Raw genomic sequence first — 15,985 nt, 5'->3', positions numbered from 1 at the left:
CTGCCTTGCCCCGGTGCAAGACAGGGCCACCGACACGATCGAAGGACCTCTCCATGAGCGCCACGCGCCCGAGCATCGAGACCATCATCGCCCGCGAGATCGCCGCGCGGCCGGAACAGGTCGCGGCGGCCGTGGCGCTTCTCGACGGCGGCGCGACCGTGCCCTTCATCGCACGCTACCGGAAGGAGGCGACCGGCGGGCTCGACGACGTGCAGCTCCGGGCTTTGGAAACGCGTCTTATCTACCTGCGCGACCTCGACACGCGCCGGCAGGCCGTCCTGAAATCGATCCGCGAGCAAGGCAAGCTCGACGATCGCCTGTCCGCCGCGATCCTCGGCGCGACGACGCGCGTCGAGCTGGAGGACATCTACCTCCCCTATCGCCCCAAGCGCCGCAACCGCGCCGACGCCGCCCGCGAGCGGGGCCTCGGGCCGCTGGCCGAGCGCATCCTGTCCGACAGGACCGTCGATCCGCAGGCGCTCGCCGCGGGTTTCGTCACCGCCGAGGTTCCCGATGCGAAGGCCGCCCTGGAAGGCGCGCGCGACATTCTCGCCGAGGGCCTCGCCGACAATCCCGCGCTCGTCGGTGAGATCCGCCGCCATCTCGTCGCCAAAGCCGAGATCAGCGCCAAGGTCGTGCCCGGCAAGGAGACGGAGGGCGCGAAGTTCTCCGACTATTTCGACCATCGCGAAGCCTTTTCGAAAGCGCCGAGCCACCGCGTCCTCGCGCTGCTGCGTGCGGAGAAGGAGGGCATCGTCTCGCTCGACGTGGAGGTCGACGCCAACGACGCCTCGCCCGTCAAGCCGGTGGAGGCGATGGTCGCGCGCCACGCCCGCGTCCCCGCCACCGGCGGGCGGCCCGCCGACGACTGGCTGATGGGCGTCGTGCGCTGGGCCTGGCGCTCCAAGCTCAAGCCGAGCCTCAATTCGGAGATGATGTCGTCGCTGAAGGAGGGCGCGGACGGCGAGGCGATCCGCGTCTTCTCGCGCAACCTCAAGGATCTCCTCCTCGCCGCCCCCGCCGGCGCCAAGGCGACGATGGGCCTCGATCCCGGCATCCGCACCGGGGTCAAGGTCGCGGTGATCGACGCGACGGGCCGCCATGTCGACAGCGCAACCGTTTATCCCTTCCAGCCGCGCAACGACGTGAAGGGCGCGTCCTCGACGCTTGCCGGCCTCATCGCGAAGCACGGCGTCGAGCTCGTCGCGATCGGCAACGGGACGGCGAGCCGCGAGACCGAGCAGCTGGCCTCCGCCGTCATCGCAGCGCTGCCGGGCCAGAAGCCGGTGAAGGCGGTCGTGAGCGAGGCCGGCGCCTCGGTTTACTCCGCCTCCGAACTCGCCTCGCGCGAGATGCCGGACGTCGACGTCTCGATCCGCGGCGCGGTGTCGATCGCGCGGCGTCTGCAGGATCCCCTGTCGGAGCTGATCAAGGTCGATCCGAAGGCGATCGGGGTCGGGCAGTACCAGCACGACGTCGACCAGAACCGCCTGTCCAAGGCCCTCGATGCGGTGGTGGAGGACGCGGTGAACGCGGTCGGCGTCGATCTCAACACCGCCTCGCCGGCGCTCCTCTCGCGCGTCGCCGGTCTCGGCCCCTCTCTCGCCAACGCCATCGTCGCCCACCGCGACAAGGAAGGTCCGTTCAAGACGCGGCGCAAGCTCCTCGACGTGCCGCGGCTCGGGGCGAAGGCTTTCGAGCAATGCGCAGGCTTCCTGCGCATTTCCGGCGGCACGGAGCCGCTCGACGCCTCCGCCGTCCATCCCGAAGCCTATCCGGTGGCGCGCAAGATCGTCGCGGCGGTCGGCCGGGACGTGGCCTCCGTGATGCGCGATCCGGCCGCCCTGAAGGCCGTCTCGCCCGAGCGGTTCGTCGGCGAGGGCTTCGGCCTGCCGACCGTTCTCGACATCATCGCCGAACTGGAGAAGCCCGGCCGCGATCCGCGTCCCGCCTTCCGCACGGCGGCCTTCGCGGACGGGGTGAACGAGCTCTCCGACCTCAAGCCCGGCATGTCGCTGGAGGGCACGGTGACCAATGTCGCGGCCTTCGGCGCCTTCGTCGACATCGGCGTCCACCAGGACGGGCTCGTCCACGTCTCCCAGATCTCGGACACGTTCGTAAAGGATCCGAACGAGAAGGTCCGCGTCGGTCAGGTCGTCCGGGTCCGGGTGCTGGAGGTGGACATTCCCCGCAAGCGCATCTCGCTGTCGATGAAGACGCAGATCGATCCCGGCGCGGTGCAGGCCGCGGGATCGCGCGGGCGGGCTTCGGACCCCGTGCGGGGACGCCCGAAGGACGAGACCGCGACAAAGCCGGCGGAAGCCGGCAGTCTCGGGGCGGCGCTGGCGGAGGCCCTGAAGCGGCGGTAAGCGGCAGATTGGATGGAAGGGGCCGACGCGAGGCGCGCCCCTCAGATAACCTCCCCGCCTGCCGCGAGTGTCCGCACGAACCGCTGCGTGCGCGGATCGACCGGATTGCGGAACACCGCGTCCGGCGGCCCCTCCTCGACGATCTCGCCGCCCTGCAGGAAGGCGACGTGGTGGGCGATGCGGCCGGCAAGGCGAAGGTCGTGGGTCGCCATCAGCATGGTCATGCCCTCGCGCGCGAGCTTGGCGAGCACCTCGACCACCTCCGCGGCAAGCTCCGGGTCGAGCGCGGAGGTCGGCTCGTCGCAGAGGAGGAGCTTCGGCGAGGCTGCGAGCGCACGGGCGATGGCGACGCGCTGCTGCTGGCCGCCGGACAGCATGGACGGATAGACATCGGCCTTCTCCGTCATGCCGACGCCCTCCAACAGCTCCATCGCGCGGGCCCGCGCCTTGTCGGCCGGCCATTTCAGGACGGTGACGAGACCTTCCACCACGTTTCCGACGACGGTGCGGTGGGGGAAGAGCTGGAAGTTCTGGAACACCATGCCCGTCGCGCGGCGCACGGCGAGGACGTCCTTCTGCGCGAGGCGCTTCTTCGGATCGAAGGCGACGGACAGACCGTCCAGTTCCAGCCGCCCGCTTTCGGGAATTTCGAGGAGGTTCACGCAGCGGAGCAGCGTCGACTTCCCGCTGCCGGAGGGCCCGATCAGCGCCGTCACCTGGCCTTCGCGGATCGAAAGGTCCACGCCGCGCAGGACCGTGTTCTCGCCGAAGCGCTTGTGGATGGCGAAGAGGCCGATCATGTCCGGCCCTCCAGATAGCCGCCATAGGTCGCGAAGCGCTTCTCCAGGCGGCTCTGCAGCGTGGAGAGGACGGAGGAGAAGGCGAGATAGAGAAGCGCCGCCTCGACATAGAGGATCAGCGGCTCGTAGGTCGTGGCGACGATGCGCTGGGCCTGCTGGAAGAGCTCGGGCACGGTGATCGCGGCGGCAAGCGAGGTGTCTTTCACCAGCGAGATGAAGGAGTTCGACAAAGGCGGGACCGCGACGCGGATCGCCTGGGGCACGACGGTGCGCACCATCGCCTGTCGGCGCGTCATGCCGATGGCATAGGCGGCCTCCCACTGGCCCTTCGGGATGGAGGACAGGGCCGCGCGGATGATTTCCGACGTGTAGGCGCCGACGCTCAACGAAAAGCCGATGAGGGCGGCGGGAAAGGCGTCGATCAGGATGCCGAGACTCGGCAGGCCGTAGAAGATGACGAAGAGCTGGACGAGGAGCGGCGTGCCGCGGATGAACCAGACGTAGAAGCGCGCGACCGCCGCGACGGGCCTCGGCGCGAAGAGCCGGACCACGGCGACGAGAAAGCCGATCGTCAGCCCGAAGGCGAAGGACAGGATCGCCAGCGGCACGGTGAAGACGAGCCCCGCCCGAAGAAGCGGCCAGAGCGAGTCGAGCATCAGTTGGAGCGTGGGCGACACGTCGATCCGATCCGGTCAGGTTGAAGCGGCAAACCCCGCCCTCTCCCTCCAAGGATAGGGGAGACGACGGGGTTCGGAAGATCCCGGTCCGGGAGACGGGTTTCAGCGCGAGACGTCGGCGCCGAAGTACTTCTGCGAGATCGTCTCGTAGGTGCCGTCCGCGCGGATCTCGTCCAGCGCCTTGTCGATGGCGGCGACGAGTTCGGGATTGCCCTGCTGGACGATGATGCCGGAGGCGCTCGCATCCTCCTGCGAGGCGACGACGGCGACCGGCGCGTCGGGCTTCTGCTTCTTGAAGTCGAGGAAGGAGAGATTGTCGTTGATCGTTCCGTCCGCGCGGCCGGTGATGACGAGCTGGATCGACTGGTCGAAGCCCTCCGTGCCGACCAGGGAGGCGCCCGCCTCTTCCGCGATCTTGCCGTAGTTCGAGGTCAGCGACTGCGCGGCGCGCTTGCCCTTCAGATCGGCGAAGGACTTGATCTCGGCATTCCCCTCCTTGACGATGAGGACGGCCCTCGAGACGATGTAGGGCTTGGAGAAGTCGAAGCGGGCCTTGCGCTCCTCGGTGATGCCGACCTGGTTGATGACGGCGTCGTAGCGGTTCGAGGCGAGGCCGGCGATCAACCCGTCCCATTTGCCCTCCACGAAGACCGCCTCGACGCCGAGGCGCTTGGCGACCTCGCGGCCGATCTCGACGTCGAAGCCGACGAGCGCGCCGGACGCGTCGTGATAGGTGAAGGGCGCGTAGGTGCCCTCCGTCCCGATGCGCAGGGCTTTGGCGGACTGGATGTCGGATAGGCTGCCGGCGGTGGCAAGGCCGGTCAGCGAGGCGAGGATCGCGGCGGCGGCGAGAAGGCGTTTCATCGAGATCTTTCCAGATAAAATCGTGTTCGGTGCGGTCGCCTCCATATGGCGAGCCTCGACCCGGGGTCTCAAGGAATGGAATTGCGAGAGCTTTTGTTGCGGGAGATGAATGTACCCGTTTCGATATCTCGGCCTGACGATGCGCCGGCCTTCTACTCCAGCCGCAGCCATTCGAAACCGTAGGCGGCGAGCCGCAGGATGCAGTTGCCGTCGGCATCGGCCATGGCGTGCGCATCCTGGCGCAGGAGATAGCGACCGCGGCGCGACCCGAGAACCCGGCCGACATCGAAGGCGACCGGCGCGTCTGAGAGGTTGTGGAGGGTGAGCACGTCGCCGCCGCGCCATGTCGATATGAGCGCGACGACGGCATCGCTCTCGACGTCCACCACCTCCAGCTCGCCCCAGCCGATCTCGCGGCAGGCCCGGCGCACGCGGATCAGCCGCTGCAGGGTGGAGAGCAGCGAGGTCTCGTCGGTCTGCTGGCGCTCGGCATTGACGAATTCATGGGCGAAGGGACCCTCCAGCACGGGCGCGCGGACCCAGGTCTCCGGTGCAGCCTCGGAGAAGCCGCCGTTCCCGGCGGCGCTCCACTGCATCGGCGTGCGCACGGGATGGCGCTCGGGAAGATCCATGTTGTCGCCCATGCCGATCTCGTCGCCGTACCAGATCACCGGCGTTCCCGGCAGCGAGAGCATGAGAGAGAAGGCCATGGCGATCCGCCGCTCGTCGCCGCCGAGCATCGGGGCGAGCCGGCGGCGGATGCCGCGCTCGTAGAGCTGCATGCTCTTCTCCGGGCCGAAGGCGGCGAAGACCTCCGCGCGCTCCTCGTCGGCCAGACGCCCGAGATCGATCTCGTCGTGATTGCGCAGGAAGGTCGCCCACTGGCCGATGTCGGGAATGGCCGGCAGGCCCTTCAGCGCCGCGCGGACGGGCTCGGCCTTGCCGCGCGCGAGCGCCAGGAAGAGCTTCTGATTCAGGGGAAAGTTGAAGATGACATGCAGCCGGTCGCCGCTGCCGAAATATTCGTCGGCCTCGTCCATCGTGATATTGGCTTCGGCGAGCAGCATGGCCTCGGCCTTTCGCCAGGAAAGGAAGCTCTGCATCTGCGCAAGATAAGCATGGGGATCGCGCCCGTCGCCGATCTGTTCCAGGTCTTCCAGGATGAAGGGCGCGGCGTCGATGCGAAAGCCGGACACGCCGAGCTCGAGCCAGAAGCCCATGATCCGCTCGATCTCCTCGCGCACCTCGGGATGGGCGATGTTGAGGTCGGCCTGGTGGTCGTAGAAGCGATGGAAATAGTATTCCCGGCGCTTGGCGTCGAAGGTCCAGGTGGTCTTCTGGACCCCGGGGAAGATCACCCCCTCCTGCGCATCCGCCGGCTTCTTCTTCGACCAGACGTACCAGTCGCGGTATTTCGAGGCCTTGTCGCTCCGGCTCGCCTGGAACCAGGGATGGTCGATCGAGGTGTGGTTGACGACGAGGTCGACGATCACGCGAAGCCCGCGGTCGCGCGCCGCGCGCATGAACTCCACGAAATCGCCCAGCGACCCATAGCGCGGATCGACATTGTAATAGTCGGCAATGTCGTAGCCGTTGTCCCGGTCGGGCGTGGGGTAGAAGGGCAGCAGCCAGATGCAGGTCGCGCCGAGCGCCTCGATGTGATCGAGACTGTCCGTCAGGCCGCGAAAATCCCCGATGCCGTCGCCGTCGGAGTCCTTGAAGGCGTCGACGTCGACGCAGTAGATGACGGCGTTCTTGTACCAGAGATTGAGCATCGCTTCCCATCCGAGCGGAGACCGGACCTTGGCAGGTAGGCTTCTCATCTTCGGAGGCGATAGCGGGGCCCGCGATCACCGGTGCCCGCCGCCGACGAAAACACGGCATCTTGCGCGAGCCTGTCCGTTGGCCTCAGCTTTTCTGCAATGCTGCTATGCGATGAATGCGCTGGAACTTTTGAGCCCATCGATTATTTTTGGATTGTCGGCACTGAAGAGCGCCACAGAGTTTCAAAGTTTCGCATCGGCCATCCTCCTCCCAACGGCCGAAGCGGATCGTCCGCGGCATCCTCCTCCCAGCCGCTGGGCAATGACACGACGCCCGCCGGTCCTCCCCCGGCGGGCGTTGTCGTTTGTGGACGGCGCGACGCGCGTGAACCGCGACACGACACGCGTGTGCGGTGAAAAGCGGGTCCCTTCGACCGTCCCTCTCGCAACGAGCGGACCCTCTCGCAACGAGCGGACCTGATGGTTCGATGCCGTGCTCATCGGGCTGGGCGGCGGCGTTTCACCGGCAGGATGGCGCCCCTACCGGTTTCCCGAGATCGGCGGGCCTTTGCGAGATCGGCGGGCTTTCGCCGTCGAACGACCATCGCGGGCGTCTTGGGATCCATGTCGCGGGCGTCTCGAGATCGACAGCCCTCGTCCGATCGGCTGTCGCCTTTCGATCGGCGTGCCGCCGCAACGGCGCAGCCGAGGCTCGGCACGCTCCCCGATCGGCAAGGTCGCTGCGTTTGGGCCGCAAATCCGCAGACGCTTAAAATGCGCCGCTTTGTTTTCAGCGGCCTCGCACCCCTTGCAGGCAAGCTCGTTCCAGCGAAACGACGCGGGGCGACGAGATGGCGAAGACGGCGAAACCGGTCAAGGCAAAGACGGCGGAAGTGGCGAAATCCCCTGAGGTCGATGCTGCGGCAGCCTCCGAGGGCGCCGAGATCGGGGCCGTTCCAGCGCGCCGGCGCTCCCGCAAGACGATCGTCATCGGCAGCGCCGTCGCGCTCGCGCTCGTGGGCGCTCTCGGTGCCGGCGGCTACTTCGCAGCGCCCACGGCCCTTGCGATGATCGGATGGACCGACGACGCCGCGGTGGCGCATGCACCCGAAGCGCAAGCGGACGAACTGGCGCAGGACGTGGCCGCGGCAGGCGCCGAGGGCGAAGCGACCGCGATCGGGGAGAACGGCGAAGCCGTCGCCGTCGCTCTGCTGCCGCCTCTTCCCGTCTCGAAGATCGTCTCCCGCGTTGCGGCGGCGACCGACTACCAGATCGTGTCGATCTACGGCGGCGAAGCCTATCTCGCAACGCCCGACAACCTCATCCGCATCAAGGTCGGCTCGAGTGCGCCGGGCATCGGCGACATCCTGTCGATCACCGCCTCCGAATCCGGCGGCACGATCGTCGGGTCGCTCGCGACGCTGAAAACGACCTGACGGATCCCCGGCGCCCGATCCCGTCCGGACGCCGCCCACCGAGGGATCAGGATCGGAGCGCGCCCGCCAGCCCCTCCGATCGCGTTGTCGTTGAACAGTGCGTCGCAGCATCCGGCATTTCTCGGCGGTCGAAAATCGCCTACGTCCTGCTCCCGGAAATCTGTTCTGGAAGAGAGAGACGATCCATGCGCCTGAAACTTTCCGCCGCCCTTCTCCTCGCCTCCGCCGCCCTCGCGCAGGCGCAGTCGATCGACGTTCCCGCCGGGACCTATGCCGCCGACAAGGCGCACACCAACGTTCTCTGGTCGGTCAAGCATTTCGGCCTTTCCAACTATATCGGCCGGTTCGACGGGATCGACGCGACGCTCGTGCTCGACCCTTCCGACCCGACGAAGTCGAAGCTCTCGGCGACGATCGACCCGAAGTCGGTCGACACCAATGACGGCGCCGCCGGCAAGGATTTCAACGCCGAGATCGCGAGCGACATGTTCTTCGACGCCGCGAAGTTCGACACGATCACGTTCGAATCCACCGAGATCAAGACGACGGGCGCGGACACTGGCACGGTGACGGGCGACCTGACCTTCCACGGCGTGACCAAGCCCGTCACGCTCGACGTCAAGCTGAACGCCGCGCTCAACCCGCATCCGATGAGCAAGAAGCCGACGGTCGGTTTCTCCGCGACCGGTACGATCAAGCGCTCCGAGTTCGGCGTCGCGACGCTGGTCGGCCCGATCGGCGACGACGTTCTCGTCACGATCGAGACCGAATTCGTCGCTCAGTAATCCAACGCCTTCGACACGCCGCGGAGAGGCGGCCGGTGCGATGCCGGCCGTCTGCAATGCGCCATAACAGCCTCCAGAGGGAAGCGGATCGATGACGTCCATGTCGACTGCCGGGCATGATCGAGTCGAGGGCTACCATGCCGGCGCGATGGTGCTGCACTGGGCCATCGCATTGGCGATCCTCTTCCAGCTCGTCGTCGGCTTCTCGATGAGCCGCCTCGACGTGATGCCCGACGCCCTGCGCTTCGCCGTCTTCCAGTGGCACAAGACGGTCGGCATTTCGGTGCTCGCGCTGACCTTGGCCCGGATCGCCTGGCGGGTTCTCAACCCGCCGCCTCCAGGCGCGCCCATGCCGGCTCACGAACGCATGCTCGCCAGCCTCGTGCACGCGCTCTTCTACATTCTGATGCTTCTCGTTCCCCTGTCCGGCTGGATTCTCGTCTCGGCGTCACCGACGCAGATCCCGACGCTTCTGATGCTGCGGGAGAGCCTTCCCTGGCCGAACCTGCCGCTTCCCGCGTTCCTGAGCGGCGCGGGCGGGGACGAGGTCGCGGAAACCGCGCATATCTGGCTCGCCTATTCCTTCGTCGTCCTCATCGGCCTTCACGTGGCGGGCGCGCTGAAGCATTCCGTCATCGATCGCGCGCCGTCCTTCTCCCGGATGTTGCCGATCGGCCGTCTCCCCCGCCAGTCCGCGTCCCTCGTCGCCATCCCGATCGCGGCGGCGGCCGTCGCTGTCTTTCTCGGCGGCGGCGTGCTGATCGCCCGCGACGGGGCGGCTCCGGCGAACGCCGAGACCGGGACGCTCGAACGGAGTGCGACCGCGACGGGATGGACGATCGACCCCGCCGCCTCGACGCTCGGCTACAGCGTCACCTTCTCCGGCAAGTCCGTGACGGGCGGCATCGGCAACTGGAACGCGGCCATCGTCTTCGATCCCGCCGACCTCGCGGGGGCCAAGGCCGAGATCCTGGTGGAGACGGCGTCCGTCTCGATCGACGACGCCTTCATCCGCTCGAACCTTGCCGGCGCGGATGGCCTCGACACGGCGGCCTTCCCGCGCGCGACCCTCCGGCTCACGTCCTTTGCCAAAACAGAGACGGGCTTCCTCGGCACGGGCACGTTGACGATCAAAACGATCGAGGCGCCGATCACCGTTCCGTTCACCTATGACGAGGCCGCAGGCGTCGCGACGGTTGCCGGCACGGCGTCGATCGACCGGCTCGCCTTCGGGCTCGGCGTGGCGAACGATTCCAAGGGCGAGTGGCTGGCGCCGGAAGTGCGAGTGAGTTTCGCTCTGAAAGCGAAGCGGACGTAGACGGGACCCCCGAGATTTCAGCCGGGCTCGATGGCGTCACGCCGGGCTCATGCGCCGCCGGCCACCTCTTCCTCAACGAGGACGTCGTCCTCTTGCGCTTCCAGCGCAACCGCTTGCGATGCCGCAAGGCCGAAGCGCTCCGCGACGTCGGGCGCATAGCGCAGGAGGTCCGGGCGCAGGCGCAGGAGCGCGAGGTCCTTGGCCTTGGCCTCCAGCATGACGTCGAAATCGAGACCCTCGGCGATGCGCATGAAGGTCGCGAATTCGAACGGATTGCAGAAATCGGCATGGCCGGTGAAGACCGGCGCCACGTGGCGGACGGTCTTCTTTCGCGTCGTCTTGTCGACCTTCACCTGCTCGCGAAGCTCGGTGCGCGGCGAGGAGAAGTGGACCTTCGGCTGCTGGCCCTGCGGCCAGGTCGCCAGAATGGCGGCCAGCGTCTGGCGCATGTCGGCCCGTTCGGGATTGAGGCACCAGAAATGCTGGTGGTCGAAGATCAGCCGGACGCCCGTGTGTTCGTGGATCCAGAGGACGTCGGCGGCGGAGAAGCGGAGATCGTCGTGCTCGAGGACGAGCCGGCGGCGGACGGGTTCGGGCAGGATCTTCCAGGTCTCCACCCAGCGCGCGCGGCTCGCCGGCACGTCGCCATAGGTGCCGCCGACATGGATGACCATGACCGCTTCCGGCCCGAGCCCCATCAGGTCCAGCATCTCGGCCTGCGAGACGAGATCCCAGATGCTCTTCTTCACCAGTTCGGGATCGGGACTGTTCAGCACCACGAACTGCGAGGGATGGAAGGACAGGCGGATGCCGAGCCGGTCGGCCTTCGCGCCGATCGCCGCGAGTTCGGCACGGCTTTCGCCGACCATGCCGTGAAATCGCGGCATGTCGGGATGGGTCGCGTAGGGAGCCAGATCGGACGACATGCGATACATGCGGATGTCGTGGCGGTCGAGATGGTCGAGTATCGCGTCGATATAGCCGAGCGAGACCTTGAGATGGGGATCGCTGTCGGACCGGCGCGCGTCGTTGGACTTCAGGTCGTCCCGCGCCATGACCTTGACGGGAAAACCGAGCTTGGAGATCGTCGTCATCAGGCGGCCTCCGCCCTTTCCGTTTCTTCCATCTCCGGCCCGAAGCCGAGCGACCGGACGAAGATGTTCCAATCGGCGATGCGCAAGGCCCCGCCGGACGCGGCCTTGTGGCCCTTGCCGTACTGCTCGTCTGCTCCGGGCGGACGGACCCCGGCGAGGAAGGCCGGGATGTCGACCTCGCCGCCGGCCCCACCGGCGCGTGCGGCGAAATGCACCCAGCCCGGCCGGTAGCCGCTGTTGGCCGCCATCGCGATCGGCACCTTCAGGCGGCGGCTCCAGGCCTGCGCGATCAGCGGGTGGACCTGGCAGGGCGAGTGGAACTTGACCATCGCGACGGGTCCGACGATCCGGGGCGCGGCCTGTCTCGCCGCGTCCAGCTCGGCCTTGACCTCCGCCCGTGCGGCGAGGAGAAGCGCCGTCTCCGGATGCGCGCCGGACAGGACCGCCTTCGGCCCATCCGCCTTTGCGAGAAGGGCAAAGGCCGGCGATGCGTCTGCGCTCGACGAGCGTCTCGGCGCGTTGACGAGCGAGGCGGCCTTGCGGAGCGCCGTGATGCCGGAGCCGGCCCGCGCCGCCGCCATCTCGGCGAAGCCCGCGTCCTCGGCCATGTCGCCGATGATGCCGATCGCGGCGAGCCACAGAAGATCCCCGGCCGGGCCGCAGGCGGCGGCGGCGCGATGGGCGAGAAGGCTGGAGGTCGGAATGGGCACGTCGTCGATCCCGGTGATCACGGTCGCGTCCTGCGGGATGCCGGTCGGGACGTGATGGTCGACGAGAATCGTCGGCAGTCCCGGCATCGGCAGATCCGAGGAGACGCCGAGATCGGTGATGAGGAGGCCGGTGATCCCTTCGACCGCCACGCGGTGCCGGACCTCGGCTGAGAAATCACGGGAATAGGCGTTCTCACCCTTGCCGACGATGCGCAAGATCGGCTCGACGCTTCGACGCTGCAGGGTCTTCAGAAGGATGACCCCGGCGGACAGACCGTCCGCGTCGTTGTGGCAGACGAGCAGCGGGCGAGGACCGAGGATCCGGACCGCTTCGGGAAAGATCGCCGGGGATTGTCGTCCATTCATTGCGCCAAGCCTCCTCAGACGTCTCGACCGAACGCGTCAAGGCGGCTTCCGATCCCCGTTAGCCGGCTAAGGCATCGCGGCTGGTCGCAGCGCGGCGCGTCCTTGGTGCCTTCGGGTCAGCACGGGAGCCGCCGGACGCCCTGGCGGACCTGCCCTGCCGAGGCGATGACGCGCGGAGGATGCGATCGGCCGAATGCGCGCCGCTTGACAGGCCCGTCGAATTTCCGCAACCGGAACCCTGCCTGTCGCGACGGCCGGTCCACGATCCGGTCGCAGAGACGCGAGCGCCCGGAGGACGTCTGCCATGAGCCTGATCTTCGTTCTCAACGGTCCGAACCTCAACCGGCTCGGCAAGCGGCAGCCCGAGATCTACGGAAGCACGACGCTCGCCGACATCAAGGTGGATTGCCATTCGACCGCCATCGAACTCGGCCATGAGATCCGCTTCCACCAGAGCAATCGCGAATACGAGATCATCGACTGGGTGCACGAGGCCTGCGAGATCGGCGCGGGCATCGTGATCAATCCCGCGGCCTTCACCCACACGTCCGTCGCCATCCTCGACGCGCTGAACGCCTTCGACGGTCCGGTAATCGAGGTTCACATCTCCAACGTGCACAAGCGCGAGAGCTTCCGCCACCACTCCTACGTATCGCTGCGCGCCGACGGCGTGATCGCCGGGCTCGGGACGCAAGGCTACGGTCTGGCGCTGCGCCGGATCGCGTCCATGATCGCGGAGAAAAGCTGATCGCGCCGCGCGGCCGGGTCTGGCTCCGTCAGACCGCGCCGAACAGCGGCATCAGCCGGGAGCGGATGCGCTCCAGAACGCTCGCCCCGGCCAGATCCGGCGCGAAGGTCTGCCCGGTGATCGTCTCGAAGGCCTCGACGTAGACGAGCGCCGTTTCGAAGACGAGGTCGGCCGGAATCGGCGGGATCTCGTCTCGATAGGGATCGCAGCGCTCGGCGACCCAGCTGCGCACGACGTCCTTGTCGAAGCTTTCCGGTCGCTCGCCGGAAGCAAAGCGCGCCTCGTAGGTGCCGGCCTTCCAGTAGCGCGAGGAATCCGGCGTGTGGATCTCGTCGGCAAGGACGATGCGTCCGTCGGGATCGGTGCCGAATTCGTATTTCGTGTCCGCGAGGATGAGGCCGCGCTCGGCGGCGATCGCCTGACCGCGTGCGAAGAGCGCCAGCGCATGGGCGCTGACCTCCTCCCACTGCGCCGGCGTCAGAAGGCCGCGATCGAGGATCTCGTCCGGCGTCAGCGGCTCGTCATGGCCGCCGTCGAAAGCCTTCGAGGTCGGCGTGATGATCGGTGCGGCGAGGCGCTCGTTGGGCCGCAGGCCGTCCGGCAGCCGGGTGCCGTACATTGCGCGCGCGCCGCCCTTGTAGAGCGTCAGGATGGAGGTGCTGGTGGTTCCCGCGAGATAGCCGCGCACCACGATCTCGACCGGCAGGATGTCGAGCCTTTGGCCGATGACGACGTTCGGATCGGGATTGTCGAGGACGTGGTTGCGGCAGATGTCGGCGGTTTCGCCGAACCAGAAGCGCGCGGTCTGCGTCAGGACCTGCCCCTTGAAGGGCACGGCGCAGAGAATGCGGTCGAAGGCGCTCAGCCGATCGGTCGCGATGATGACACGACGTCCGTCCGGCAGATCGTAGTTCTCCCGGACCTTGCCGCTGTAGGCGTTCGGAAGCTCCGGGATGGCCGCCGCGGGAAGAACGCGACCGGCGTGATCGCGCAGAAGGGAGAGATCCATGGCATGGCTCGGTTCGACGAGGAAAGGTCGGGCCACGTCTTACAGCATCGGCTGGAAAACCGGATCCGATTTTCGAAACGTGAGACGTTCGAATCCGGAGCGTGGGAGGCCGGGCATCAGCAGGCGCGGGACAGGCGTGCCCGCAGGTCGTGCACCGGGGAGGCGTTCCCGGCCGGCGACGGGCGCTCCTCGTCGATCTTGAACTGGCCGAGCCGCCGGTTCAGCGCATGGACCTCCCGCGAGAGCTCGTTGCAGGCCGCCGTGGACTCCTCGACCATGGCGGCGTTCTGCTGCGTGCCGCTGTCGAGGGTCGTGACGGCGGCATTGATCTCGCCGAGCCCTCTGGCCTGCCTGCGGGACGATTCGACGATGGCGGCGACATGCGCATCGATTTCGCCGACCTTCTCCACGATGGCCTTCAGCGACTCGCCCGCCCGCCCGACGAGATCGACCCCCACCTCCACCTGATGGCGCGAGGTCGAGATCAGGCCCTTGATCGCCTTGGCGGCCTCGGCCGAGCGTTGGGCGAGACCGCGAACCTCCTGGGCGACGACGGCAAAGCCCCGGCCCGCCTCGCCGGCCCGGGCGGCCTCCACGCCGGCATTCAGCGCGAGAAGGTTCGTCTGGAAGGCGATCTCGTCGATCACGCCGATGATGGTGCCGATCTCGTTCGACGATGTCTCGATCTCACCCATGGCGTCGACGGCCCGGGTGACGATCAGGCCGGACTGCTCGGCCTGCGTCCTCGTCCGGGAGACGAGGTCGCCCGCCTCGTCGGCGCGTCGGCTGGACTGCCGAAGGGTCGACGTCATTTCGGCCAGGGCCGCGGAGGTCTCCTCCAGGGCCGCGGCCTGCTGCTCGGTTCGCCGGGCGAGATCGTCGGCCGCCATGCGGATCTGATCCGTGTCGGACTGGATGCCCTCTCCGTTCAGGCGGATGGCCTTCATCGCGCCCTTGAGGGTCGAGACGGAGGCATTGAAGCTCTGCCGAATGGGATCGAGATCCCGCGTGAAGGTCTCGACGATCGTCTCGTCGAGATCGCCGTTCGCCAGCCCCCCCAGCGCCGAGCCGAGCCTCGTGACCGCCTTCACGCGGGGCGTCACGTCGGTCGCGAACTTCACCACCTTCACGACGCGGCCGCGCGAGTCGAAGAGCGGATTGTAGGACGCCTGGATGAAGATCTCGCGTCCTCCCTTGGCGATCCGCCGGAACTCGTCGGCGACGAAGTGACCGTCCCGCAGCTTCGTCCAGAAGTCGCGATACGCCTGCGATGCGGCGTCTTCGGGATCGACGAACATGGCGTGGTGGCGACCGAGGATCTCCTCCCTTTCATAGCCGATCGCGGCCAGGAAGTTCGCATTGGCCCCGAGGATGGTTCCGTCCAGGGTGAACTCGATCGACGCCTGCGCGCGGTCGACGGCATCGTTCCGGGCGGCGGCTTCCATCTGGATCAGCCTCGCGGCCGTGACGTCGCTGGCGAACTTCACGATCCTCACGATCCGGCCCGCGCCGTCCGCGACCGGATTGTAGTTGCCGCGGATGAAGACGTCGCGGCCATCCTTGGCGATGCGGCGAAAATCATCGGATTGGAAGTCGCCGCCGCGCAGGCGAGCCCAGAAGCCTTCGTAGTCCGACGAGGCTGCCTCCGTGGGATCGACGAAGATGCGATGATGCCGGCCGGCAATCTCGGCCGGCTCGTAACCCATGAGATCGCAGAAATTGCCGTTCGCGCGCAGGATCCGTCCGGACGGATCGAACTCGATGATGGCCATCGAGCGGTCGAGCGCCGACAGAACCCGACGGGAATGCGATGCGAAAAGGTTCAGCACGTCGATCATGGCTCCTGCCGGACGGGTCTTCGAGGTCTCGGCTAAGTATTTCCTCTTGGTACCTATGAGGGGGCAGTCCTTAACTCATTGATAAATAGCGAGTGAATTTTTAGCGCCGGCCAAGGGAGTCGTCGCATGAGCGGCCGGCGCCACGCCGGCCGGCGTCGGCCGGCAGCGTTCCCGCGGTTCGAGGCGGGCATCCCGCCGCCGCACGGCT

The 15,985-nt window shown here is 67.4% G+C and carries 13 protein-coding genes; 5 read left to right on the top strand and 8 right to left on the bottom strand.

The genetic code is table 11. From position 1 onward, the window contains the following. Positions 1-53: 53 nt before the first annotated feature. A complete protein-coding gene (locus tag ASG43_RS15975; RefSeq protein WP_056507148.1) occupies positions 54-2,369 on the top strand; it encodes a Tex family protein in 2,316 nt (771 codons plus the stop codon). Between the two features lie 41 nt (positions 2,370-2,410). Here the strand turns inward: ASG43_RS15975 and ASG43_RS15970 are convergent, their stop codons facing one another. The 4 genes from ASG43_RS15970 to ASG43_RS15955 form a co-directional block, all read right to left on the bottom strand. Beyond that, positions 2,411-3,169, bottom strand: a complete 759-nt coding sequence (locus tag ASG43_RS15970; protein ID WP_056507145.1) for an amino acid ABC transporter ATP-binding protein — start codon at positions 3,167-3,169, stop codon at positions 2,411-2,413. Beyond that, complete coding sequence (locus tag ASG43_RS15965) at positions 3,166-3,846, bottom strand: ABC transporter permease subunit (protein ID WP_156386736.1); 681 nt, start codon at positions 3,844-3,846, stop codon at positions 3,166-3,168. Before ASG43_RS15965 ends, ASG43_RS15970 begins: the two co-directional genes overlap by 4 nt. Positions 3,847-3,948: 102 nt before the next feature. Continuing rightward, complete coding sequence (locus ASG43_RS15960) at positions 3,949-4,710, bottom strand: amino acid ABC transporter substrate-binding protein (protein ID WP_056507138.1); 762 nt, start codon at positions 4,708-4,710, stop codon at positions 3,949-3,951. Between the two features lie 152 nt (positions 4,711-4,862). Continuing rightward, positions 4,863-6,485, bottom strand: a complete 1,623-nt coding sequence (locus ASG43_RS15955) for an alpha-amylase family protein (protein ID WP_056507135.1) — start codon at positions 6,483-6,485, stop codon at positions 4,863-4,865. Positions 6,486-7,366: 881 nt separating this feature from the next. Between ASG43_RS15955 and ASG43_RS15950 the strand changes: the two genes are divergently transcribed. The 3 genes from ASG43_RS15950 to ASG43_RS15940 all read left to right on the top strand — a co-directional run bounded on the left by ASG43_RS15950 (position 7,367) and on the right by ASG43_RS15940 (position 10,012). Continuing rightward, a complete protein-coding gene (locus tag ASG43_RS15950) occupies positions 7,367-7,909 on the top strand; it encodes a hypothetical protein (protein WP_156386735.1) in 543 nt (180 codons plus the stop codon). Between the two features lie 185 nt (positions 7,910-8,094). After that, a complete protein-coding gene (locus tag ASG43_RS15945) occupies positions 8,095-8,694 on the top strand; it encodes a YceI family protein (protein WP_056507129.1) in 600 nt (199 codons plus the stop codon). A 91-nt stretch (positions 8,695-8,785) separates the two neighbouring features. After that, a complete protein-coding gene (locus ASG43_RS15940) occupies positions 8,786-10,012 on the top strand; it encodes a cytochrome b/b6 domain-containing protein (RefSeq protein ID WP_082490975.1) in 1,227 nt (408 codons plus the stop codon). A 47-nt stretch (positions 10,013-10,059) separates the two neighbouring features. Here the strand turns inward: ASG43_RS15940 and uvsE are convergent, their stop codons facing one another. Continuing rightward, on the bottom strand, positions 10,060-11,106 hold the full coding sequence (gene uvsE, locus ASG43_RS15935; RefSeq protein WP_056507124.1) for a UV DNA damage repair endonuclease UvsE: 1,047 nt from the start codon (positions 11,104-11,106) through the stop codon (positions 10,060-10,062). Continuing rightward, a complete protein-coding gene (locus ASG43_RS15930) occupies positions 11,106-12,182 on the bottom strand; it encodes a DHH family phosphoesterase (protein ID WP_056507121.1) in 1,077 nt (358 codons plus the stop codon). Before ASG43_RS15930 ends, uvsE begins: the two co-directional genes overlap by 1 nt. A gap of 304 nt (positions 12,183-12,486) precedes the next feature. Here ASG43_RS15930 and aroQ point away from each other — a divergent pair, with 304 nt between their 5' ends. Further along, positions 12,487-12,930 carry a type II 3-dehydroquinate dehydratase gene (gene aroQ, locus ASG43_RS15925; protein ID WP_056507118.1) on the top strand — a complete coding sequence of 148 codons (444 nt, stop codon included), beginning with the start codon at positions 12,487-12,489 and terminating at the stop codon, positions 12,928-12,930. A gap of 28 nt (positions 12,931-12,958) precedes the next feature. Here the strand turns inward: aroQ and ASG43_RS15920 are convergent, their stop codons facing one another. Then, complete coding sequence (locus ASG43_RS15920; RefSeq protein WP_056507115.1) at positions 12,959-13,939, bottom strand: phosphoribosylaminoimidazolesuccinocarboxamide synthase; 981 nt, start codon at positions 13,937-13,939, stop codon at positions 12,959-12,961. A gap of 116 nt (positions 13,940-14,055) precedes the next feature. Next, positions 14,056-15,768, bottom strand: coding sequence for a PAS domain-containing methyl-accepting chemotaxis protein (locus tag ASG43_RS23760; protein ID WP_280137223.1), 1,713 nt, complete (start codon positions 15,766-15,768; stop codon positions 14,056-14,058). Positions 15,769-15,985 lie beyond the last annotated feature (217 nt).

The organism is Aureimonas sp. Leaf454 (assembly GCF_001424685.1).
Classification (GTDB): Bacteria; Pseudomonadota; Alphaproteobacteria; order Rhizobiales; family Rhizobiaceae; genus Plantimonas.
Note: the sequence above shows the minus strand (reverse complement) of the source record. Positions and strands in the feature narration are given on the sequence as shown.

What these genes read in the sequence shown, in the direction of transcription:
- ASG43_RS15955 (WP_056507135.1), bottom strand. Translation starts at nt 6,485, where the DNA reads ATGCTCAATCTCTGGTACAAGAACGCCGTCATCTACTGCGTCGACGTC.
- ASG43_RS15975 (WP_056507148.1), top strand. Translation starts at nt 54, where the DNA reads ATGAGCGCCACGCGCCCGAGCATCGAGACCATCATCGCCCGCGAGATC.
- uvsE (WP_056507124.1), bottom strand. Translation starts at nt 11,106, where the DNA reads ATGACGACGATCTCCAAGCTCGGTTTTCCCGTCAAGGTCATGGCGCGG.
- aroQ (WP_056507118.1), top strand. Translation starts at nt 12,487, where the DNA reads ATGAGCCTGATCTTCGTTCTCAACGGTCCGAACCTCAACCGGCTCGGC.
- ASG43_RS15960 (WP_056507138.1), bottom strand. Translation starts at nt 4,710, where the DNA reads ATGAAACGCCTTCTCGCCGCCGCCGCGATCCTCGCCTCGCTGACCGGC.
- ASG43_RS15970 (WP_056507145.1), bottom strand. Translation starts at nt 3,169, where the DNA reads ATGATCGGCCTCTTCGCCATCCACAAGCGCTTCGGCGAGAACACGGTC.
- ASG43_RS15940 (WP_082490975.1), top strand. Translation starts at nt 8,786, where the DNA reads ATGACGTCCATGTCGACTGCCGGGCATGATCGAGTCGAGGGCTACCAT.
- ASG43_RS15930 (WP_056507121.1), bottom strand. Translation starts at nt 12,182, where the DNA reads ATGAATGGACGACAATCCCCGGCGATCTTTCCCGAAGCGGTCCGGATC.
- ASG43_RS15920 (WP_056507115.1), bottom strand. Translation starts at nt 13,939, where the DNA reads ATGGATCTCTCCCTTCTGCGCGATCACGCCGGTCGCGTTCTTCCCGCG.
- ASG43_RS15945 (WP_056507129.1), top strand. Translation starts at nt 8,095, where the DNA reads ATGCGCCTGAAACTTTCCGCCGCCCTTCTCCTCGCCTCCGCCGCCCTC.